This window comes from Enterobacter sp. MGH 24 (assembly GCF_000493015.1).
GTDB lineage: Bacteria > Pseudomonadota > Gammaproteobacteria > Enterobacterales > Enterobacteriaceae > Enterobacter.
Window position 1 is genome coordinate 3,151,495 of sequence record NZ_KI535657.1, and the last position, 21,505, is coordinate 3,172,999.

Consider the following 21,505-nt stretch of genomic DNA (forward strand, 5'->3'; position numbering starts at 1 on the left):
CTCCTTACGCCAGCCCGCAGGCATCGTCGAAGTCCAGACGCGGCAGGCGCCCGTACAATTTGCGGGGATCGCCATAGCCAATGTTGATGAGCAGATTGCTTTTAAGCGTGGTGCCGGTGAAAAAGGCCTCGTCGATCTTTTGGCGGTCAAAGCCCGACATCGGGCCGGTGTCCAGCCCCAGGGCGCGGCAGGCAAAAATCAGGTAGGCGGCCTGCATTGAGCTGTTGCGAAAGGCGGTCTCTTCCGCATGCGCGGGGCTGGTGGTAAACCAGCTCTTTGCATCGCCGTGCGGGAACAGCGCGGGCAGGCGCTCGTAGAATTCGCCGTCCCAGGCGACAATCGCCGTGACCGGGGCGGTGAGCGTTTTCTCGAGGTTGCCGCTGGAGAGCGCCGGGCGCAGCTTCTCTTTTCCCTCCGCGCTTCGCACAAACACAATTCGCGCCGGGGAGCAGTTGGCGGAGGTTGGTCCCCATTTCATCAGGTTGTAGATTTCGCGCAGCGTTTCATCGCTGACGGGCATATCCTGCCAGCCGTTGTGGGTGCGGGCGCCGGTAAACAGCGTCTCCAGCGCGGCGGGGGTAATGGCTTCGCTCATTAAAGCTCCTTATAAAGCGTGTCATGGCTGTGCAGCAGGCTGGCAAGCCCGTTCAGCAGCAGGGTGTTAAAGGTATCCGGCTCGGTGACGTTGCAGGCATGCCCGCCCTGGCGCATCACCGCGCTGTGGCTGTGCGGGATCGCGGCCTGCAGTTCCGACGAGCAGACGGAGGGCACCAGCATGTCGTCGGCGGAACAGACGATCTGTACCGGGCAGCGAATGCGCGCGGCATGACGGCTGAAGTCGGCCTTTTTCAGGGCGCTGAGCCTGTGCAGCAGGTTGGTTTTGCCCTGGAAATGGGCCAGCGCCAGCGCCTCTTCTGCCTCCAGACGAGGGGCGCGGGCGGCCATCCAGTCCGCCGGGTAGAGAAACAGCGGCTGCGCCTCGACCCACGCCTGCGCGCCGCCGTAATGCAGCAGGCGCTCGCGGATCTGAAAGCAGCGGCGGGTGTGGGCGTTGAGGGTCAGCCAGCCGTTGACGCACACCAGCGCGGTGAGGGCGTCGGGCCTGTCGAGGGCCAGCTGCAGGCCAACCAGCGCCCCCAGCGCGTGACCCACGACGCTGTAGCGGGCAATCCCGGCATCCGCCAGCGCCCGGGCCAGCTCGTCCGCCATCTGCGCAAGGCTGTACCCTTCCGGCAGGGTGGCGGGGTTATTGCCCGTTCCCCGCTGGTCATAGCACACCACCTGATACTCCGGCTCCAGCGCGGCCAGCTGGGGGAGCCAGTAGCTCCCGCTGCCGCCGAGACCGGAAATTAAGACCACCACGGGCGCACCCTCATACGGGGGCGGCGAGACGGAGAGTTTCATACCTGCCTCACTTCGCGATGTGCGCAACGGTGGCGATTTCAACCAAGGCCTCTGGCTTAACCAGCCCGCACTGAATGCAGAACCGCGCCGGTTTATCGCCGGGGAAGAACTCGGCGTAAATCTCGTTAATCGCGGCGTAGTTTTTCCAGTCGGTGATAAAGATGCTGTTGAAGGTCACATCCTCCATCGTGCCACCCGCCGTTTCGATCACGGTTTTGATCGTCTCCAGCACGTGGCGGGTTTGCGCCTTTGGGTCGTTGATAAACACCACGTTGTTGTCTTTATCAAAGGGCAGCGTGCCGGAGACATACACCACGCCGTCGGCGAGGGTGCCGGGAACGAACGGGGCAATGGGCGTGCTGGTGCCCGGCGGAATAATCACGGATTTTGGCATCAGGTGTCTCCTCAGGCGATACGGGCGAGCGGGGGATTCAGGGCGTCGCAGAAATCATTGACGTTACTGACCCAGCCAAAAAAGGTTTCGATATTGAACAGAGCCGCTTTCTGGGCGAAATCCGGCCCGGCCTGATGGGTCGCGTCTTCCAGCACCACGCCGAAATACTCGAGGAAAAAGCCGTCGCGCAGGGTCGACTCCACGCAGACGTTGGTGGCGATCCCGGTAAACACCAGGTGGCGAATCCCCCGGCTGCGCAGCAGGCTGTCGAGCGGGGTATTGAAAAAGCCGCTGTAGCGCGGTTTGGGCAGGACGATATCGCCCGCCTGCGGGACCAGCTCATCCACCAACTGATAGTCCCAGCCGCCTTTCGCCAGCAGCTTGCCCTGCAGTTCGGGCCGTTTACGCATGGTTTTCAGGGCGTTCGACTTGTGGAAGTTGGGCGAGCCGGGGCCGCCGGCCTCGACGTACTGGTCATCCCAGCCGTTCTGGAACCAGATGATGAGCATGCCCGCAGCGCGCGCGGCGGCGACGGCGGTTTTGATGTTCTCAATCACCGGCCGGGTGGCGGAGACGTCGAACCCCGCCAGATCCAGATAGCCGCCCTGGCTGGCGTAGGCGTTTTGCATATCCACTACGATCAGCGCGCTCTGCTCTGGCGCAAAGATGATGGCTTCCGGGCGTGCGTTGAGGGTCGTCATTACGCCACCTCCTTGGTGACGGCAGGGATGTGGGCGCGGCACTGCATCAGCGGCTGGATGCGCTCGCCGAAGGTCTCCACGCCGGTGAGGAAATCATCGAAGGTCAGCAGGACGCCTTCCGCGCCGGGGACGGCCGCCACTTCGTCGAGCATTCTGGCGACGCTGGCATAAGAGCCGACCAGTGTGCCCATGTTGATATTGACCGCGGAGGTCGGGTCGGCCATCTGGCGAACGTTGGTATCCGCCCCGGAACGGGTATCCTTCTGGCTCTGCTCGGTGAGCCAGCTCAGGGCCTCCTCGTCGGCGCCGTCCTTATAGCGCTCCCATTTCGCGCGCGCGGCGTCGTCGGTCTCGTCGGCGATGACCATAAACAGCACGTAGGAGCCCACGTCGCGCCCGGTTTTGTCTGCGGCCTCTTTCATTCGCGCGGCGGTCGGGGCGAAGGCGGCAGGCGTGTTGACCCCTTTTCCGAAGCAGAAGTTGAAGTCGGCGTATTTGGCGGAAAATTCCAATCCCGCGTCGCTCTGCCCGGCGCAAATTACCTTCATCGGCACCGACGGCTGCGGGCTGACGCGACAGTCGTTCATGGTGAAGAAGTCACCTTTGAAGTCGCTTTTGCCGGTGCCCCACAGATCGCGCAGGACCTGCACGTATTCGGTCAGGTAGTCGTAGCGGCGAGAGAAGTAATCGTCACCCGGCCAGAGCCCCATCTGCTCGTACTCGGGTTTTTGCCAGCCGGTGACCAGGTTGACGCCAAAGCGCCCGCCGGAGATGGAGTCGATGGTCGAGGCCATGCGCGCCACGATCGCCGGGGGCAGGGTGAGGGTGGCGGCGGTCGCGTAAATCTGAATACGCGAGGTGACCGCGGCCAGCCCGGCCATCAGGGTGAAGGACTCCAGGTTGTGATCCCAGAATTCGGTTTTACCGCCAAAGCCGCGCAGCTTGATCATCGAAAGCGCAAAGTCGAAATGGTAGTGCTCCGCTTTCTGCACGATGGCTTTATTCAGCTCAAAGGTCGGCATGTACTGCGGTGCAGTGGTCGAGATAAGCCAGCCGTTGTTGCCGATGGGTACAAATACGCCAATTTTCATCACGAACCTCTCTTCATTACGTCGCAGGTGTAACGGTGTTTTTGCAAAGGCGGTGCCAGTTTTGAAAATGGCAGTGTTATTAATGTGTTAATCGGAAGTTGGTGGATTGATGCGGCTAAATGTGGACTAACTGGTCAAAAACATTGCACAGAAAACAGGCATTCATGCGCGATCGGAGTGCAGGAGGTCGTGGCGAGACGGTGGTTTTGCTATGCTGAGGGCAACGCAGAATAAGGAGAGCGGGAATGGCACAAGGCGCAGTGAAAACACCGGGTAAACGTTCGCAGGCGGTGAGCGCTAAGAAACAGGCGATCCTCAGCGCGGCGCTGGAGACCTTTTCGCAGTTTGGTATTCACGGCACGCGCCTGGAGCAGGTGGCGGAGCAGTCCGGGGTATCCAAAACCAATCTGCTCTACTATTACCCGTCGAAAGAGGCGCTCTATATCGCGGTGATGCAGCAGATCCTCGATATCTGGCTGGCGCCGTTGAAAGCGTTTCGCGCAGAGCTGGCCCCGCTGGTGGCGATCAAAGAGTACATTCGTCTGAAGCTGGAGGTGTCGCGCGATTACCCGCAGGCATCAAGGCTGTTTTGTCTTGAGATGCTGCAGGGCGCGCCGCTGTTGCAGGCGGAACTCACCGGAGATTTAAAGCAGCTGGTGGACGATAAGTCGGCCATTATTGCTGGATGGGTCGCCAGCGGAAAGCTGGCCCCGGTCGATCCGCATCACCTGATCTTTATGATTTGGGCCTCCACCCAGCATTACGCTGATTTTGCGGCCCAGGTTGAGGCGGTGACCGGTAAAACGCTCCAGGACGAGGCGTTTTTCCACAGCACCCTGGAAAACGTGCAGCGGATGATTATTGAAGGGATCCGCCTGCGCTAGTTCCCCCTCACCCCAGCCCTCTCCCTCAAGGGAGAGGGGGCCGTCCGTGCAGGTATTATTTTGTGGGGATCCCTCAGCCCGGCGGGAGAGGGCAGCTTAAGTCGCCCTCTTCACACTGCATCAGCGAGGCCAGAAACGCTTCGCGCTCCACGGTTTTTTCCGCCAGGCACTGGTTAACAATCATTGGCTGGACGCTCCCGCCTTCCGTCCCCGAACCGATAAACGCGCAGTCCGCGTCGCGCAGGGTAATCCACGCCTGCTGCGCTTTTTTCAGCAGGTCACGCTGGGGGGCTGCCGCACGCTTAACGGCGGCCTGATAGGTCTGATTGAGCTTTTTATCGGCAGCCTGGTACTGCTGCGCGCTACAGGTATTCAGCTCAAGCTGGGTGGTCGCGTTGTCGCACTCGTCGGCCAGCGCGCTTGCGCTAAGCAGCAGTGCTGCGCCTGCGAGAAATACTCTTTTCATCATTCCCTCCGCGTAAAAAAGCCGGATGCGCTGCGCTTATCCGGCCTACGGTTGTTTTGTAGCCCCGGTAAGCGTAGCGCCACCGGGGAAAGTTTACACGATTAACCGATTGTCATCAGGCTGGCGTTACCGCCTGCCGCCGCGGTATTGACGCTGAGAGAGCGTTCTACATACAAGCGTTCCAGCAGCAGGTTGGTTTCCCCACGGGCGAAGCCCTGTACCGAAACAATCGGCCCGCTGCGGGCCGCAACCTGCTCGCAGAGTTCGCGCAGCTGGTCGGAATCACCGTGATAAATCACCGCATCAAACGGCTGCGTCAGCAGCGCATCGGCTTTCGCGAAGTGAATGCGGGCCGAGACCGCTTTCGGCAGCTGTTTGCCGAGCTCGCGATGCAGCGCATCTTCCGGCCACAGCACTTCACACCCGGTTGCCATCGCGGCAGCCAGCTGCACCAGCGCGTCCTGCTCGTTATCGGCTACGCACAGTACGCGCTCGCGCGGCATCAGCGTCCAGGTGTTGCGCTCGCCGGTAGGACCCGGCAGCAGACGCTGCGTACCCGCCTGGGCCAGTTCGCCGTACTGCTGAGCAACGGCACGCAGTTCAGGACGTTTTTCCGCCCAGGCGATCAGCGCCTCCAGCGGCTGCGTCAGTACGGTTTTCAGCTGCGCATCCACCGGATAGTCCGCATCCTGGCGTGCCAGGGTGACGCCCAGGGCGTTCTCCGGACGGTTCGCCAGCAGACGGTACAGGTAGAGCGGACCGCCCGCTTTTGGTCCGGTGCCGGAAAGGCCTTCGCCGCCGAACGGCTGCACGCCCACGACCGCGCCAACCATGTTGCGGTTAACGTACAGGTTGCCCACTTTGGCGCTGCCGGTGACCTGCGCGATAGTCTCGTCGATACGGGTATGCACGCCGAGCGTCAGGCCGTAGCCGGAGGCGTTAATCTGCTCAACCAGCTCGTTCAGGTTGTTACGGTTGTAGCGCACCACGTGCAGCACCGGACCGAAGACCTCTTTTTTCAGCTCGTCGAAGCTCGCCAGCTCAATCAGCGTTGGCGGTACAAAGGTGCCGGTCCGCCATTCGCGGGCATCTTCGCTGTTCTCGCGCACCGCCTGGAACACCGGACGGCCTTTCGCGCGCATGGTCTGAATGTGGTTTTCAATGTTGGCTTTGGCTTCGGCGTCGATCACCGGCCCGATGTCGGTGGTGAGACGGCCCGGGTTGCCCATGCGGCATTCGGCCATCGCGCCGCGCAGCATCTTCAGCGTGTGGTCCGCCACGTCGTCCTGCAGGCACAGCACGCGCAGGGCGGAACAGCGCTGACCGGCGCTGTCGAACGCGGAGGCCAGCACGTCGACCACGACCTGCTCGGTGAGCGCGGAGGAGTCAACGATCATGGCGTTCATCCCGCCGGTTTCTGCGATGAGCGGCGTAGGACGACCCTGCGCATCCAGACGGGTGGCAATGTTGCGCTGCAGCAGAGACGCCACTTCGGTCGAGCCGGTAAACATCACGCCGCGCACGCGGTTATCGGAGGTCAGCTTGGCGCCGACGGTTTCACCGCGGCCCGGCAGCAGCTGAACCACGCCCGCAGGCACGCCGGCTTCCAGAAGAATGTTGATACCCTGCGCGGCAATCAGCGGAGTCTGCTCTGCCGGTTTTGCCAGCACGCTGTTGCCTGCGGCAAGCGCGGCGGCAATCTGGCCGGTGAAGATCGCCAGCGGGAAGTTCCACGGGCTGATACAGACGACCGGACCCAGCGGACGGTGGGTTTCGTTATCGAAATCATCGCGTACCTGGCCCGCGTAGTAGTGCAGGAAGTCCACGGCCTCGCGCACTTCGGCGATGGCGTTGCTGAAGGTTTTACCCGCTTCGCGCACCAGAATGCCGATGAGCTGTTGCATCTGATCTTCCATCAGCACGGCGGCGCGTTCCAGAATCGCGGCGCGCTCCTGCGGCGGCGTGGCAAACCAGATAGGGGCGTTGTTCACCGCGCTCTCCAGGGCCTGATCCACTTCCGCTTCGGTGGCTTCACGCACGTAGCCGACGATATCTTTTGGCTCGGCCGGGTTGATCACCGGCTGCATGTCGCCGTCCTCGACGGACTGCTCGAGGATCGGTTTGGCCTGCCATTTCTGCAATGCACTGTTGAGCAGGGCAGAGGAGAGCGACGCCAGACGATGTTCGTTGGCGAGATCCAGACCCGCCGAGTTGACGCGGCCTGCGCCATACAGCTCGCGCGGCAGGGCAATCTTCGGATGCGGCAGGCCAATCTGGCCTTCCTGCGCCGCCATCTTCTCAACGGCCTGCACCGGGTCGGCCACCAGCTCGTCCAGCGGCAGGGTGGTGTCGGCGATGCGGTTAACGAAGGATGTGTTCGCGCCGTTTTCCAGCAGACGACGCACCAGGTACGCCAGCAGGGTTTCGTGCGTACCTACCGGGGCGTAAATACGGCACGGGCGGTTCAGCTTGCCGTCCGCCACTTTACCGGTGACCTGCTCGTACAGCGGTTCACCCATGCCGTGCAGGCACTGGAACTCATACTGGCCCGGGTAGTAGTTCTGCCCGGCCAGGCTGTAGATCGCCGCCAGGGTGTGGGCGTTATGGGTGGCGAACTGCGGATAGATCAGGTTCGGTACGCCGAGCAGCTTTTTCGCACAGGCGAGGTAAGAAACGTCGGTGTAAACCTTGCGGGTATAGACCGGATAGCCTTCCAGCCCTTCCATCTGGGCGCGTTTGATTTCGCTGTCCCAGTAGGCGCCTTTCACCAGACGGATCATCAGGCGACGGCGGCTGCGGCTTGCCAGGTCAATCAGGTAATCAATGACGAACGGGCAGCGCTTCTGGTAGGCCTGGATGACGAAACCAATCCCGTTCCAGCCCGCCAGCTCCGGTTCGAAGCACAGTTTTTCCAGTAGATCGAGGGAGATCTCCAGACGGTCGGCCTCTTCGGCGTCGATGTTGATGCCGATGTCATACTGGCGCGCCAGCAGGGTCAGGGACTTCAGGCGCGGGTAGAGTTCTTCCATTACCCGGTCGTACTGCGCGCGGCTGTAGCGCGGGTGCAGGGCGGAGAGCTTAATAGAGATGCCCGGGCCTTCATAAATACCGCGACCGTTGGACGCTTTACCGATGGCGTGGATCGCCTGCTGGTAAGAGACCATGTAGGCCTGCGCGTCGGCGGCGGTCAGCGCCGCTTCACCCAGCATGTCGTAGGAGTAGCGGAAGCCTTTGTCTTCCAGCTTGCGGGCGTTCGCCAGCGCTTCGGCAATGGTTTCCCCGGTGACGAACTGCTCGCCCATCAGGCGCATCGCCATGTCCACGCCTTTGCGGATCAGCGGCTCGCCGCTCTTGCCGATGATGCGGTTCAGGGAGCGGGAGAGGTTGGCTTCGTTATGGGTGGAGACCAGTTTGCCGGTAAACAGCAGGCCCCAGGTGGCGGCGTTGACGAACAGCGACGGGCTGCGGCCAATATGGGAGTGCCAGTTGCCGTTGCTGATCTTGTCGCGGATCAGCGCGTCGCGGGTGGCTTTATCCGGAATACGCAGCAGCGCTTCCGCCAGGCACATCAGCGCCACGCCTTCCTGAGAGGAGAGGGAAAACTCCTGCAGCAGACCCTGAACCATCCCGGCGCGGCCGGTGGCGGTTTTCTGGTTGCGCAGCTTGTCGGCTAATTGATACGCCAGGCTGTGCGCCTGCGCGGCAATGGCTTCCGGCAGGCGAGCCTGCTCCAGCAGCATCGGCACGGCGTCGGTTTCGGCGCGGCGGTAGGCGCCGGTAATGGCGGCACGGCTGACGGACTGCGGCAGGATCTGCTCGGCGAATTCGAGGAACGGCTGATGGTTCTCGTCGCCAGCGGCTGGCGCTTCCTCGCTTTCGTTCGCTGCGCCGGCCAGCAGGGCAGGCAGCTCCGGCAGACCTTCATCGCTCTCGAGTCTTTCGAGATAGTTAAAAATCGCCTGCTTAATTAACCAGTGCGGCGTGCGGTCAATGCGGGTTGCTGCGGTCTTAATCCGTTCGCGGGTGGCGTCATCCAGCTTAACCCCCATGGTGGTCATACCCATGCCAAAGCTCCTGTTGTTCTGTAATAGCGTTCTGTAGATAGCGTGAAATATCCCCCATGTTGCAACTTTGTGCAACCGTGTTAAATGTGACCTGGTTTGCAACCCGGAAAATGAATGGATTGTTAACGAATGGTTAGCTGGAAAAACGCGCTGGCTTTTGTGCGGAAGGCCTGTTTTTATGCGGAAGTTAACACTTTTCAAAGGTGCAACCCGTAAAAGCGTGAGCGAGTGCAACCTATAGGAAACTCGTATCAAACCGGGGATGAAATTGATGTAAATGCAGTGTTAAATCGTTTGTCAGCGGAAGGCGCATACGGCAGGATAGCGCGCCCAACCGAAACACAAGATACATTCACCTCGTTCCGGTGATCATATAACAAGGCAGCCCGGATGGTTGTCGCTCGACATTTTGGAGAATTTGAATGGCTATTAGCACACCGATGCTGGTGACATTTCTCGTTTATATATTTGGCATGATCCTGATAGGGTTTTTGGCATGGCGTTCAACAAAGAACTTTGACGACTACATTCTGGGCGGACGCAGTTTAGGCCCGATGGTGACCGCACTCTCTGCGGGCGCATCCGACATGAGCGGCTGGCTGCTGATGGGGCTGCCGGGCGCGATTTTCATCTCCGGTATATCTGAAAGCTGGATCGCCATCGGTCTGACCGTCGGCGCGTGGATCAACTGGAAGCTGGTGGCAGGCCGTCTGCGCGTGCATACCGAGGCCAACAATAACGCCCTGACGCTGCCCGACTACTTCACCGGACGCTTTGAAGATAACAGCCGCATTCTGCGCATTATCTCCGCGGTGGTTATCCTGCTGTTCTTCACCATCTACTGCGCCTCCGGCATCGTGGCCGGTGCGCGTCTGTTCGAAAGCACCTTCGGCATGAGCTACGAAACCGCCCTGTGGGCCGGTGCGGCGGCGACCATCCTCTATACCTTCGTGGGCGGCTTCCTGGCCGTAAGCTGGACCGACACCGTGCAGGCGAGCCTGATGATCTTCGCCCTGATCCTGACGCCGGTGATTGTGATTTTCACCGTTGGCGGCTTTGGCGAATCGCTGGAAGTGATCAAGCAGAAGAGCATCGAAAACGTCGACATGCTGAAAGGGCTGAACTTCGTGGCCATCGTCTCCCTGATGGGCTGGGGTCTGGGCTACTTCGGTCAGCCGCATATTCTGGCGCGCTTCATGGCGGCGGATTCTCACCACACCATCGTTCATGCCCGTCGCATCAGCATGACGTGGATGATCCTCTGTCTGGCGGGTGCGTGTGCGGTCGGCTTCTTCGGTATCGCGTACTTCAACAACAACCCGGCGCAGGCGGGCGCGGTCAACCAGAACGCCGAGCGCGTGTTCATCGAGCTGGCGCAGATTCTGTTTAACCCGTGGATTGCTGGTATCCTGCTCTCTGCGATCCTGGCGGCGGTAATGTCCACCCTGAGCTGCCAGCTGCTGGTCTGCTCCAGTGCGATCACCGAAGACCTCTACAAAGCCTTCCTGCGTAAAAACGCGAGCCAGAAAGAGCTGGTGTGGGTAGGGCGCTTTATGGTGCTGGTGGTGGCGCTGATTGCCATCGCGCTGGCGGCTAACCCTGATAACCGCGTGCTGGGCCTGGTGAGCTACGCGTGGGCGGGCTTCGGTGCGGCGTTTGGTCCGGTCGTGCTGTTCTCCGTCATGTGGTCACGTATGACCCGTAACGGCGCGCTGGCGGGGATGATCATCGGTGCGGTGACCGTTATCGTCTGGAAACAGTTCGCCTGGCTGGGCCTGTACGAAATCATCCCTGGCTTCATCTTCGGCAGCATCGGCATCGTGGTGTTCAGCCTGCTGGGTAAAGCCCCGTCTGCCTCCATGCAGAAACGCTTTGCTGAAGCCGACGCGCACTACCACTCCGCGCCGCCGTCTAAGCTGCAGCCGGAATAATTTTCTCACGTAACACCGTAGGCCGGGTAAGCGTTAGCGCCACCCGGCTTTTTCTTGCAAATTTTCCAGAATTACGTTGATATCGCTGCACTTATAACAATGAGGATAGCGAAGCATGACAATCAAAACAGGGTTAATGGCGGCGGCACTATTGATGCTCGCTGGCTGCACGGTGCCATCGCAGCACGCGGCGACCTGCAAAGCGGATAACCAGATGCAGCAAACCACGCTCTATTTCGGCTTAAATCGTCCTGCCGGGGCGCAGATCACCAGCAACGAATGGCAGCAGTTTGTTGATCAGGACGTGACGCCGCGTTTCCGCGATGGCTTGACGGTATTTGACGCGCGCGGCCAGTGGCTGGGGAACGACGGGAAAGTGGCGCGTGAACCCAGCAAAGCGCTGATGCTGATCCACGGTAAAGATGCGCAGAGCGAGAAGAACATCGAAGCGTTGCGCGGGATTTATAAATCTCGCTTCGCGCAGGAGTCGGTGATGCGCGTCGATCAGCCGGTGTGCGTGCAGTTCTAATAAAAACGGCGGGATAACCCGCCGTTGTTGTTTTGTAGGCCGGGATCGCTGCGCGCCACCCGGCAAAAATACTTACAACACCAGCCCCGCAAAGCTCGCCGACAGCAGGCTCACCAGCGTCGCGCCGTACACCAGACGCAGGCCGAAGCGCGACACCACGTTCCCCTGCTGCTCGTTCAGGCCCTTAATCGCCCCGGCGACGATACCGATGGAGGCGAAGTTCGCGAACGACACCAGGAAGACGGATAAAATGCCCAGCCCGCGCGGGGACATCTGATGGGCAATTTTTTGCAGCTCAATCATCGCCACAAATTCATTCGCCACCAGCTTGGTTGCCATAATGCTGCCCGCGTTTAAGGCATCGCTCAGCGGAATACCCACCAGCCACGCCAGGGGATAAAATACATAGCCCAGGATCTGCTGGAAGCTCATGCCAAATACGCTGGAGAAGAGGGCGTTAATGGCACTAATAAGGGCGATAAAGCCAATCAGCATGGCCAGAATAATCATCGCCACCTTAAACCCGGCCAGAATATACTCGCCGAGCATTTCGAAGAAGCTCTGCGATTCATGCAGTTTTTCAAGCCGGATATCCGGCTCCGCTTCCGGGCGCGCTGGGTTGATGACCGAGAGAATAATAAAGGTGCTGAACATGTTCAGAATCAGCGCCGCGACGACAAATTTGGCGTCGAGCATGGTCATATAGGCACCGACAATCGACAGGGAGACCGTCGACATTGCCGTGGCCGCCATGGTGAACAGACGACGCGAGGAGAGATCGCCCAGCACGCCTTTGTAGGCAATGAAGTTTTCCGACTGGCCGAGGATCAGCGAACTCACCGCGTTAAAGGATTCCAGCTTGCCCATGCCGTTCAGTTTTGACAGCAGCGTGCCGATGACCCGAATAAAAATCGGCAGGATCCGCCAGTGCTGAAGAATACCAATCAGCGCGGAAATAAAAATAATCGGGCACAGTACGCCGAGGAAAATGAAGGCCAGCCCTTTTTCCCCCATTCCGCCAAAGACGAAATTGGTGCCTTCACCGGCAAATTTAAGCAGTGACTCAAAAAATCCCGAGACGTATTTAATCAGGAATAACCCGCTTTCGGCGTGCAGGAAAAAGAACGCCAGGGCAATTTCTATGACAATCAGCTGTAAAACAAAACGAATGCGAATTTTTCGGCGGTCGAAACTCACCAGCCAGGCAAGCGCAAGAATAATGACCAGTGCCAGCAGGAAATGGACAATTTTAAACATAATTAATTTTCACCAGGTGTTTGAGGCGGATATTTAGCCACAGCGCTGGTTAACCGTAAATGGGCATTTTCGTTATAACTTATAAACTTGAACGTTACGTATGTGACTATTACCAGGCTGGGCGTTTACAACTCGTCATCAAAACACCACACATTTCGCTTGTGTTTCTTTTCGCCGTAATGATAATCACTATCACAAGAATTTACCTTTCTTTGCATCAGTTGACCGCGATAAACATTTAAGGTGTCGGCATGTTTGTTCCATTTCTCATTATGTTACGTGAAGGGCTTGAAGCTGCCCTCATCGTGAGCCTCATCGCCAGTTATCTGAAACGAACCCAGCGCGGACGCTGGATTGGCGTCATGTGGATCGGGGTTTTCCTTGCCGCGGCACTCTGTCTGGGCCTCGGTATCCTCATCAACGAAACCACCGGGGAGTTCCCGCAGAAAGAGCAGGAGCTGTTTGAAGGGATCGTCGCCGTAATTGCGGTGGTGATCCTCACCTGGATGGTGTTCTGGATGCGTAAAGTCTCCCGTAACGTGAAGGTGCAGCTGGAGCAGGCGGTGGATAACGCGCTGCAAAAGGGCAATAACCACGGCTGGGCGCTGATCATGATGGTCTTTTTTGCCGTCGCGCGTGAAGGCCTGGAGTCCGTTTTCTTCCTGCTGGCGGCGTTTCAGCAGGACGTGGGCATCTGGCCACCGCTGGGAGCCGTGCTGGGTCTTGCTACGGCCGTGGTGCTTGGTTTCCTGCTCTACTGGGGCGGTATTCGCCTTAACCTGGGCGCCTTCTTCAAGTGGACCAGCCTGTTTATTCTGCTGGTGGCGGCAGGGCTGGCAGCAGGGGCGATACGCGCCTTCCACGAGGCGGGCCTGTGGAACCACTTCCAGGACGTGGCGTTCGACCTCAGCAACGTGCTCTCCACCCATTCTCTGACCGGCACCCTGCTCGAAGGTATCTTCGGCTATCAGGAAACGCCGAGCGTCAGCGAAGTGGCTATGTACTTTATTTATCTGGTTCCGGCGCTGGTGCTGTTCGCTATGCCGCCGCGTACCGGCACGCAGGCGTCACGCGTTACGCCATAATTTTTGTTTTAGTTACAACATACTTTTAAAGGGAAGAGTCATGGCAATTCAGTTCCGTCGTAGTGCGTTATGCGCAGGCATTGCCGCGCTGTTCGCTTCTGCATTCTCCGCCTGGGGCGCGGATGTTCCTCAGGTTAAAGTGACCGTCAATGACAAGCAGTGTGAGCCGATGACCCTCACGGTGAACAGTGGCAAAACCCAGTTCATTATTCAGAACCACAGCCAGAAGGCTCTGGAGTGGGAGATCCTGAAAGGCGTTCTGGTGGTGGAGGAGCGTGAAAATATCGCCCCTGGCTTCAGCCAGAAGATGACCGCCAACCTGCAGCCGGGCGAGTATGAGATGACCTGCGGCCTGCTGACCAACCCTAAAGGGAAGCTTATCGTCAAAGGTGAAGCGACGGCCGATGCGGCGAAAGGCGCTGCGGTGCTGAGCCTGGGTGATGCCATTACCGCGTATAAGGCCTATGTCACGAAAGAGACGGCGGACCTGGCGGCGGCAACCAAAGCTTTCACCGATGCGGTGAAGGCCGGTGACATCGAAAAAGCGAAATCCTTGTATGCGCCAACCCGTCAGCACTACGAGCGCATCGAGCCGATTGCCGAGCTGTTCTCTGACCTTGATGGCAGCATTGATGCCCGCGAAGATGATTTCGAGCAGAAGGCCGCCGATCCGAAATTCACCGGTTTCCACCGTCTGGAGAAAGCCCTGTTTGGCGACAACTCTACCAAAGGGATGGAGAAATATGCGGAACAGCTGAACGGCGACGTGCTGGAGCTGCAAAAGCGCATCAGCGAGCTGGCCTTCCCGCCGTCAAAAGTGGTGGGCGGCGCGGCCGGCCTGATTGAAGAAGTGGCCGCGAGCAAAATCAGCGGCGAAGAAGATCGCTACAGCCATACCGACCTGTGGGACTTCCAGGCCAACGTCGACGGCGCGCAGAAAATTGTTAACCTGCTGCGTCCTCAGCTGCAGAAAGAGAACGGCGAACTGCTGGCCAAGGTGGATGCCAACTTCAAAAAAGTCGACACCATTCTGGCGAAGTACCGTACCAAAGACGGGTTTGAAACCTACGACAAGCTGACCGATGCCGACCGTAACGCGCTGAAAGGTCCGATTACCGCCCTGGCGGAAGATCTCTCTCTGCTGCGCGGCGTACTGGGTCTGGACTAAGCACGATGAATAAGCATAGCGAGAACGACGTGGTTGAGCCTTCACGTCGCCGATTGTTAAAAGGGGTGGGGGCGCTGGGGGGCGCCCTTGCGCTGGCCGGTGGCTGTCCGGTAGCGCATGCGGCGAAACCGCAAAGCGCGCCCGGCACGCTGTCACCCAATGTCCGCATGGAGACGCAGCCGTTTTATGGCGAGCATCAGTCGGGCATCCTGACGCCGCAGCAGGCGTCCATGATGCTGGTGGCCTTTGATTCGCTGGCCAGCGATAAAGCCGATCTGGAGCGCCTGTTCCGCCTGCTGACGACGCGCATCGCGTTTCTCACCGCCGGCGGACCGGCGCCCGATACGCCGAACCCGCGCCTGCCGCCAATGGACTCCGGCATTCTGGGGCCGTTTATCGCCCCGGATAACCTGACCATTACCGTTTCGCTCGGTGAAACGCTGTTTGATGCGCGCTATGGGCTGGCAAAACAGAAGCCGAAAGCGCTGCAGAAAATGACGCGTTTCCCGAATGACTCCCTGGACGCGGCGCTCTGTCATGGCGACCTGCTTCTGCAGATTTGTGCCAATACCCAGGACACGGTGATCCACGCCCTGCGCGATATCATCAAGCACACGCCGGATCTGCTGAGCGTGCGCTGGAAGCGGGAAGGGTTTATCTCGGACCACGCCGCCCGCAGCAAAGGGAAAGAGACCCCTGTGAACCTGCTGGGCTTTAAGGACGGTACCGCCAACCCTGACAGCAGCGATGCTGCACTGATGAAAGAGGTGGTGTGGGTCACTGCCGATCAGGGTGAACCGGCATGGGCGGTAGGCGGAAGCTATCAGGCGGTGCGGATCATTCAGTTCCACGTGGAGTTCTGGGACCGCACGCCGCTCAAAGAGCAGCAGACCATCTTTGGTCGCGATAAGCAAAGCGGCGCGCCGCTCGGCATGAAGAACGAGCATGACGTGCCCGACTACGCCAGCGATCCCAATGGCGATACCATCGCGCTGGACAGCCACATCCGTCTGGCCAATCCGCGCACCAAAGAGACGCAGTCGAGCCTGATGATGCGTCGGGGCTACAGCTATTCGCTGGGCGTGACCAACGCCGGCCAGCTCGACATGGGGCTGCTGTTCGTCTGTTATCAGCACGATCTGGAAAAAGGCTTCCTGACCGTGCAGAAGCGGCTCAACGGCGAAGCGCTGGAAGAGTACATTAAGCCCATCGGCGGCGGCTATTTCTTTGCCCTGCCGGGCGTGCGCGATCGGAACGCGTATCTCGCTCAGGGTCTTATTGAAGCCTGATAATTGTCCCCGCAACCGTTCGCGGGGACATTATTTTTTCATATGACTATCCTCCTGTTATATTTCTGTAATATTTCTATATGAGACTGATTCCACCTGTAGGGACAGTCTTAAAAGTTGCATTCAGGTAAAATAAATGTTGCATTTATGATAACTCCTGATGTACTTAAGATAAGACAGCGGTAGTTCCCGGCAGTGATGCTGAATCACAATGGAGATCGCGAATGGTTGCGTCCTGTACTGGACAAGGTAAACATAACAACCGCAGCACCCGGCGCGGAGGCTCAGACTCCGGCAGCGATTTCCTCACCACTAAATACTCCCCCCTTCCTCAAGAATCTGATTCGACCGACGTGCAGAACGGTGCGCGTAGCTGTTCCGTATCGTCATCCGATAAAGCAAGCAATGGCTTACAAGGAAGCCAACCCTCTGATGTTCGTGCGCATAATCGTGCCGAAGCTGGCGCGTGTGATGAATACCAACAACTCAAGGTGCTATCCATGGGAAGACAAAAAGCAGTGATCAAAGCTCGTCGCGAAGCAAAACGTGTGCTGAGACGGGATTCACGTAGCCATAAACAGCGTGAAGAAGAATCGGTCACCTCGCTTGTGCAGATGAGTGGCGTAGAAGCAATTGGCATGGCCCGAGACAGCCGTGATAATTCTCCAATTGTGGCGCGCAATGAGGCTCAGGCGCACTACCTGAATGCTATCGAGAGTAAACAGCTCATCTTTGCAACCGGTGAAGCCGGATGCGGGAAAACCTGGATTAGTGCGGCCAAAGCGGCGGAAGCGCTGATCCATAAGGACGTGGAGAGAATCATTGTTACCCGTCCGGTACTGCAGGCTGATGAAGATCTCGGCTTCCTGCCCGGAGATATTTCGGAGAAGTTTGCTCCGTACTTCAGGCCCGTCTATGACGTGCTGGTGAAGCGACTGGGTGCATCCTTTATGCAGTACTGCCTGCGGCCAGAGATTGGCAAGGTGGAAATCGCGCCGTTCGCTTATATGCGCGGACGTACATTTGAAAATGCGGTCGTCATTCTTGACGAGGCTCAGAACGTGACCGCTGCGCAAATGAAGATGTTTTTAACGCGCCTCGGGGAGAACGTGACGGTTATCGTTAACGGCGATATTACCCAGTGTGACCTGCCATCCGGCGTGAAATCCGGGCTGAGCGACGCCATGTCACGTTTTGAGGAAGATGAGATGATTGGGGTGGTACGCTTCACCAAAGAGGACTGTGTGCGTTCAGCGCTCTGTCAGCGCACGCTGCAGGTCTATTCCGACTAAAGGTAAAGTATTATCGTTTTGCCTCTTTCCTGTAATTTCTTCCCGGCGTAATGCCGGGAAGCGTTGTTTATACTCCGCTGAAACTCCCCTTATTTAAACACCGAGTTGCTGAATTAATAATGTCGATTATTAAGCGGGCGGGTGTTTTATTGTTTTTTGCAGAAGTGTGATGTGAGGTGATAATACCCACAAAATACCTGTGAATATAATGAGCGCGCTAATTGTTAGTTAAAAATTAAACGTGAATGTTGTCACAGAACATTACTACGAAGTAAAAATTAAGTTGGTGTCTTCAGGTGAGTTATCTATGTTTCGTACTTGTTCGAACAAAATTCTAAGAAGAAACACAACAGGGGAGCCTTTTCCCTGAAACATCACGCTGAGGGTCATACATGAACGAACTGGTTGGTGCTATTAATGGTGTAATCTGGAGCCCTGCGTTAATATTTTTATGTCTGGGTGTCGGCCTCTATTTCTCGCTGCGTAGTCGCTTCCTGCAATTACGCCATATCAAACATATGATTACCCTGATGTTCCAGGGGCGTCCTACCGATGCAGGCGTATCGTCGTTTCAGGCGCTGACGATGACGCTGGCAGGCCGCGTGGGGACAGGAAATATCGCCGGTGTGGCCACGGCAATTACCTTTGGCGGTCCGGGCGCGCTTTTCTGGATGTGGATAGTCGCTTTTTTAGGTGCCAGCTCCGCATTTGTCGAATCCACCCTGGGACAAGTTTATAAAGAAAAAATTAACGGCGAATATCGCGGTGGTCCAGCCTTTTATATTGAAAAAGGTTTAGGCGTTAAGTGGTACGCATGGCTATTTGCTATTGTGACTATTTTCTCCTGCGGATTATTACTTCCGGGCGTGCAGGCAAACTCTATTGGGGCAAGCCTGGATATTGCTTTTGGTCTGAGCCCGAACGTTACGGCGGCATTACTTGCTGTGCTGTTAAGTTTTATTATTTTCGGCGGCGTGAAAAGGATCGCCAGCTTTAGCAGCATGGTCGTTCCATTTATGGCGCTAGGTTATATTATTGTCGCCTGTGTGATTATCGCCATTAATATTAACCAGCTCCCTTCGGTTATTCTGCTGATCTGGAAAAGTGCGTTCGGCCTTGAAGCAGGTTTCGGTGCCATCCTGGGTCAGGCCATCATGTGGGGCGTTAAGCGCGGCGTCTATTCCAACGAGGCCGCGCAGGGGACCGGGCCGCATGCATCATCTGCAGCGGCGGTAAGCCACCCGGTGAAGCAGGGGCTGGTTCAGGCGTTCTCGGTCTACATCGACACGCTGTTTGTCTGCTCCGCGACCGGATTTATGCTGCTGATCACCGGGCTGTATAACGTCCAGGGCGTCGACGGCGCAGCGCTGTATACGGGGATTGCAGGCGTGGCCGCGGGTCCTGGCTATGTGCAGACGGCGATGGAAAGTATGATGCCGGGCTTTGGTAATTACTTTGTTGCCATTGCGCTGTTCTTCTTTGCCTTCACTACCATTATTGCCTACTACTATATTGCCGAAACCAATATCGCCTTCATTAACCGTAAAATTCACCGTCCATGGCTGACCTTCCTGCTCAAGCTATGTCTGATGGCCTCCACGGTATATGGTACGGTTCGCACCGCGGATCTGGCATGGGGGCTGGGGGATATCGGGGTAGGGCTGATGGCATGGCTCAACATTATTGCCATTGTTCTGTTGCATAAAAAAGCGTTTGCCAGCCTTAAGGATTATGAAATCCAGAATGCGCAGGGGCTGGACCCACAGTTCGATCCGATTCGGCTGGGGATTAAAAATGCGGATTACTGGCTTGATGCGCGTAAGGATGAAGATGGTGTTCAGCCTGAGCAGGTTTCATCGCTTGAAAGAAAGCAGCCGGCAGCAAAGTTGAATAGCTGAGGAATAGAAAAAAAAGCCCGGGCATTAGTTCGGGCTTTTTTTTGTGAGGCGGCTCAGTCCGTACCGGGGGGGATTGACTCGCTTCGCTCGCCCTACGGGCAGCCTGTTCGCTGCGCTCTCAGTCTGTCCAACTGGCTGTCGCCAGTTGTCGAACCCCGGTCGGGGGTTCTCATCCCCCCTTTTCGGAGAATATAAAAGAAAAAAGCCCGTACTTTCGTACGAGCTCTCATCTTAAATATGGCGGTGAGGGGGGGATTCGAACCCCCGATACGTTGCCGTATACACACTTTCCAGGCGTGCTCCTTCAGCCACTCGGACACCTCACCATATTGTTTTGCTGCCTGACCGCTTGGGGGGCAACGGGGCGCTACTATAGGGAGTTGCGCTAACACGGTCAAGCAGATTTTCAGCTTTAGTGCCTGTTCGGTTAAGCATTAATCAGCCCCACGGTTTTTATGCCGTGTAGCAGGGGATTAACGATGTGAATCGAGCACTTCACTGTTTTTAACCACTTCCTGTGCTTTGCCGTAGCTTTCGATCAACAGCTGGTAAGCCGGGAAGATGTGGGTATACACCTCAGCCCACTCGGCTGCGTCCTCACGGTTCCAGGTTCGCTGGATCTCAGAGGCCACCGCCGCGGTATCCATTGGCACGACACCGGCCTGCACAACCCGCGCCAGGGTGATCTCCTGCGCCATTTTGCTGTAGGTACCGGAGGCATCAATCACCGCAAACACTTTATAGCCGTCCGCCACCGCGCTGATTGACGGGAAGGCCATGCAGACGCTGGTGATAGTGCCCGCGATAATCAGCGTCTTGCGTCCGGTCGCTTTCACCGCCGCAACAAACTCCGGATTATCCCAGGCGTTGATCTCGCCTTTACGGGCAACATATTGCGCATGCGGCGCGTTGGCGTGGATCTCGGGGATAAGCGGTCCGTTCGGTCCCTGTGGCACGGACGCGGTGGTGATCACCGGGATCTTCGCCAGCGTAGCGATCTTTGCGAGCGCTGCCGCACGGGCACGCAGTTCCGGCATGGGCATATCCCCAACGGTCTGGAACAGGCCGCTCTGGTGATCGATAAGCAACATCACCGCATCGTTCACATCAATAACCGGACGAGTGCCGTTAAAATTTGCAGGTGTAGACATCTTCTTCTCCTTTATTACGTTTAGATCTGGCCGAAGCGGCCAGAGTTAAAATCACGAATGGCTTCGTTGATTTCGCTTTTACTGTTCATCACAAACGGGCCATAGCCCACGATGGGTTCATTCAGCGGCTCGCCGGCCATCAGCAGCACTTTTGCATCGCTGTTCGCCTCCAGGTGAAGTTTGTCGCCTTCCTGACTCAGTACGACCAGCTGGGCTTCACCTGCCTGCGTTGCACCGTTTACCGTGATGTTGCCTTCAAGCACGACCAGCGCGGTGCTCCAGCCTTCGGGCTGATTGAGCGTCAGATGGCTTCCCTGGTTCAGCGCGATGTCCCAGACGTTGAGCGGTGAGAAGGTGTGCGCCGGGCCGGTAATATCGCTGTAGCGTCCGGCGATAACCCGTACCGTTCCGCTGTTGTCCGGTAGCGCCACAGTCGGGATGTCGCTTTTGGTAATGCTCTGGTAGCCCGGTGCCGCCATCTTGTCTTTGGCTGGCAGGTTGACCCAGAGCTGCATCATTTTCAGTTCTCCGCCTTTCTGCGAGAACGCACTGGAGTGGAACTCCTCGTGCAGGATGCCTGCACCTGCGGTCATCCACTGCACGTCGCCGGGGCCAATAACACCGCCTTTACCCGTGGAGTCGCGGTGCTCCACTTCACCGGAATAGACGATGGTGACTGTTTCAAAACCCCGGTGAGGGTGCTGGCCTACGCCGCGTTTCGCCCCATCTGCCGGAAAGGTGTACGGACCCGCGTAGTCCAGCAGCAGGAACGGACTCAGCGGCTCGCCGTGGGTTTGGTAAGAAAACATTGAACGGACCGGGAAACCATCGCCAACCCAGTGCTGACGCGGAGCGGTATAAACGCCTGTTACGTTTTTCATGATTAACTCCTGATGTTCTG

Annotated in this window: 18 protein-coding genes and 1 tRNA gene; 8 read left to right on the forward strand and 11 right to left on the reverse strand. The window is 57.8% G+C overall.

All coding sequences use genetic code 11. The annotated features are described in order from the left end of the window. Positions 1 to 4 precede the first annotated feature (4 nt). From L370_RS07145 to rutA, 5 genes are read right to left on the reverse strand one after another with little or no spacing between them, the layout of a single operon-like run. Positions 5 to 595 (reverse strand): malonic semialdehyde reductase, encoded by a 591-nt coding sequence (locus tag L370_RS07145; RefSeq protein ID WP_023335213.1) that lies wholly within the window; start codon positions 593 to 595, stop codon positions 5 to 7. Continuing rightward, positions 595 to 1,404, reverse strand: coding sequence for a pyrimidine utilization protein D (gene rutD / locus L370_RS07140; RefSeq protein ID WP_023335214.1), 810 nt, complete (start codon positions 1,402 to 1,404; stop codon positions 595 to 597). Before rutD ends, L370_RS07145 begins: the two co-directional genes overlap by 1 nt. Before the next feature lie 7 nt (positions 1,405 to 1,411). Then, positions 1,412 to 1,798, reverse strand: a complete 387-nt coding sequence (gene rutC, locus L370_RS07135) for a pyrimidine utilization protein C (protein WP_010429508.1) — start codon at positions 1,796 to 1,798, stop codon at positions 1,412 to 1,414. A gap of 11 nt (positions 1,799 to 1,809) precedes the next feature. Further along, a complete protein-coding gene (gene rutB / locus L370_RS07130; RefSeq protein WP_023335215.1) occupies positions 1,810 to 2,499 on the reverse strand; it encodes a pyrimidine utilization protein B in 690 nt (229 codons plus the stop codon). Next, entirely contained in the window at positions 2,499 to 3,590 is a 1,092-nt protein-coding gene (gene rutA / locus L370_RS07125; RefSeq protein WP_023335216.1) for a pyrimidine utilization protein A, read from the reverse strand. Before rutA ends, rutB begins: the two co-directional genes overlap by 1 nt. Positions 3,591 to 3,835: 245 nt before the next feature. Here rutA and rutR point away from each other — a divergent pair, with 245 nt between their 5' ends. Next, positions 3,836 to 4,474, forward strand: coding sequence for an HTH-type transcriptional regulator RutR (rutR, locus tag L370_RS07120; protein ID WP_023335217.1), 639 nt, complete (start codon positions 3,836 to 3,838; stop codon positions 4,472 to 4,474). Positions 4,475 to 4,547: 73 nt separating this feature from the next. On the opposite strand, the gene L370_RS07115 is transcribed toward rutR, so the two are convergent. Next, positions 4,548 to 4,940, reverse strand: a complete 393-nt coding sequence (locus tag L370_RS07115) for a lysozyme inhibitor LprI family protein (RefSeq protein ID WP_023335218.1) — start codon at positions 4,938 to 4,940, stop codon at positions 4,548 to 4,550. Positions 4,941 to 5,041: 101 nt separating this feature from the next. Continuing rightward, positions 5,042 to 9,004, reverse strand: coding sequence for a trifunctional transcriptional regulator/proline dehydrogenase/L-glutamate gamma-semialdehyde dehydrogenase (gene putA / locus L370_RS07110; protein WP_023335219.1), 3,963 nt, complete (start codon positions 9,002 to 9,004; stop codon positions 5,042 to 5,044). Between the two features lie 422 nt (positions 9,005 to 9,426). Between putA and putP the strand changes: the two genes are divergently transcribed. Then, the gene (gene putP, locus L370_RS07105; RefSeq protein WP_023335220.1) at positions 9,427 to 10,935 is read left to right on the forward strand and encodes a sodium/proline symporter PutP; all 1,509 of its coding nucleotides are present in this window, start codon (positions 9,427 to 9,429) and stop codon (positions 10,933 to 10,935) included. Between the two features lie 115 nt (positions 10,936 to 11,050). After that, positions 11,051 to 11,464 (forward strand): DUF3574 domain-containing protein, encoded by a 414-nt coding sequence (locus L370_RS07100; protein ID WP_023335221.1) that lies wholly within the window; start codon positions 11,051 to 11,053, stop codon positions 11,462 to 11,464. Between the two features lie 72 nt (positions 11,465 to 11,536). On the opposite strand, the gene L370_RS07095 is transcribed toward L370_RS07100, so the two are convergent. Beyond that, positions 11,537 to 12,721, reverse strand: coding sequence for a NupC/NupG family nucleoside CNT transporter (locus tag L370_RS07095; protein ID WP_023335222.1), 1,185 nt, complete (start codon positions 12,719 to 12,721; stop codon positions 11,537 to 11,539). Between the two features lie 251 nt (positions 12,722 to 12,972). Here L370_RS07095 and efeU point away from each other — a divergent pair, with 251 nt between their 5' ends. The 5 genes from efeU to L370_RS07075 all read left to right on the forward strand — a co-directional run bounded on the left by efeU (position 12,973) and on the right by L370_RS07075 (position 19,453). After that, positions 12,973 to 13,806, forward strand: coding sequence for an iron uptake transporter permease EfeU (gene efeU, locus L370_RS07090; RefSeq protein WP_023335223.1), 834 nt, complete (start codon positions 12,973 to 12,975; stop codon positions 13,804 to 13,806). 40 nt (positions 13,807 to 13,846) lie between these two features. Continuing rightward, complete coding sequence (efeO, locus tag L370_RS07085) at positions 13,847 to 14,974, forward strand: iron uptake system protein EfeO (protein WP_023335224.1); 1,128 nt, start codon at positions 13,847 to 13,849, stop codon at positions 14,972 to 14,974. A gap of 5 nt (positions 14,975 to 14,979) precedes the next feature. Further along, positions 14,980 to 16,263, forward strand: a complete 1,284-nt coding sequence (efeB, locus tag L370_RS07080; protein WP_023335225.1) for an iron uptake transporter deferrochelatase/peroxidase subunit — start codon at positions 14,980 to 14,982, stop codon at positions 16,261 to 16,263. A gap of 500 nt (positions 16,264 to 16,763) precedes the next feature. Continuing rightward, entirely contained in the window at positions 16,764 to 17,555 is a 792-nt protein-coding gene (gene phoH / locus L370_RS0122030) for a phosphate starvation-inducible protein PhoH (RefSeq protein ID WP_029740192.1), read from the forward strand. Between the two features lie 392 nt (positions 17,556 to 17,947). Next, complete coding sequence (locus L370_RS07075) at positions 17,948 to 19,453, forward strand: alanine/glycine:cation symporter family protein (protein ID WP_023335227.1); 1,506 nt, start codon at positions 17,948 to 17,950, stop codon at positions 19,451 to 19,453. 238 nt (positions 19,454 to 19,691) lie between these two features. Here the strand turns inward: L370_RS07075 and L370_RS07070 are convergent. From L370_RS07070 to L370_RS07060, 3 genes are all read right to left on the reverse strand, one after another. Further along, a tRNA-Ser gene (locus tag L370_RS07070) sits at positions 19,692 to 19,779 on the reverse strand. Between the two features lie 147 nt (positions 19,780 to 19,926). Next, a complete protein-coding gene (locus L370_RS07065; protein WP_023335228.1) occupies positions 19,927 to 20,604 on the reverse strand; it encodes an isochorismatase family protein in 678 nt (225 codons plus the stop codon). Positions 20,605 to 20,624: 20 nt separating this feature from the next. Then, a complete protein-coding gene (locus L370_RS07060; protein WP_023335229.1) occupies positions 20,625 to 21,485 on the reverse strand; it encodes a pirin family protein in 861 nt (286 codons plus the stop codon). Positions 21,486 to 21,505 lie beyond the last annotated feature (20 nt).

Coding starts and splice junctions, on each gene's coding strand:
- L370_RS07145 (WP_023335213.1), bottom strand. CDS start 595: ATGAGCGAAGCCATTACCCCCGCCGCGCTGGAGACGCTGTTTACCGGC.
- rutD (WP_023335214.1), bottom strand. CDS start 1,404: ATGAAACTCTCCGTCTCGCCGCCCCCGTATGAGGGTGCGCCCGTGGTG.
- rutC (WP_010429508.1), bottom strand. CDS start 1,798: ATGCCAAAATCCGTGATTATTCCGCCGGGCACCAGCACGCCCATTGCC.
- rutB (WP_023335215.1), bottom strand. CDS start 2,499: ATGACGACCCTCAACGCACGCCCGGAAGCCATCATCTTTGCGCCAGAG.
- rutA (WP_023335216.1), bottom strand. CDS start 3,590: ATGAAAATTGGCGTATTTGTACCCATCGGCAACAACGGCTGGCTTATC.
- rutR (WP_023335217.1), top strand. CDS start 3,836: ATGGCACAAGGCGCAGTGAAAACACCGGGTAAACGTTCGCAGGCGGTG.
- L370_RS07115 (WP_023335218.1), bottom strand. CDS start 4,940: ATGAAAAGAGTATTTCTCGCAGGCGCAGCACTGCTGCTTAGCGCAAGC.
- putA (WP_023335219.1), bottom strand. CDS start 9,004: ATGGGTATGACCACCATGGGGGTTAAGCTGGATGACGCCACCCGCGAA.
- putP (WP_023335220.1), top strand. CDS start 9,427: ATGGCTATTAGCACACCGATGCTGGTGACATTTCTCGTTTATATATTT.
- L370_RS07100 (WP_023335221.1), top strand. CDS start 11,051: ATGACAATCAAAACAGGGTTAATGGCGGCGGCACTATTGATGCTCGCT.
- L370_RS07095 (WP_023335222.1), bottom strand. CDS start 12,721: ATGTTTAAAATTGTCCATTTCCTGCTGGCACTGGTCATTATTCTTGCG.
- efeU (WP_023335223.1), top strand. CDS start 12,973: ATGTTTGTTCCATTTCTCATTATGTTACGTGAAGGGCTTGAAGCTGCC.
- efeO (WP_023335224.1), top strand. CDS start 13,847: ATGGCAATTCAGTTCCGTCGTAGTGCGTTATGCGCAGGCATTGCCGCG.
- efeB (WP_023335225.1), top strand. CDS start 14,980: ATGAATAAGCATAGCGAGAACGACGTGGTTGAGCCTTCACGTCGCCGA.
- phoH (WP_029740192.1), top strand. CDS start 16,764: ATGGGAAGACAAAAAGCAGTGATCAAAGCTCGTCGCGAAGCAAAACGT.
- L370_RS07075 (WP_023335227.1), top strand. CDS start 17,948: ATGAACGAACTGGTTGGTGCTATTAATGGTGTAATCTGGAGCCCTGCG.
- L370_RS07065 (WP_023335228.1), bottom strand. CDS start 20,604: ATGTCTACACCTGCAAATTTTAACGGCACTCGTCCGGTTATTGATGTG.
- L370_RS07060 (WP_023335229.1), bottom strand. CDS start 21,485: ATGAAAAACGTAACAGGCGTTTATACCGCTCCGCGTCAGCACTGGGTT.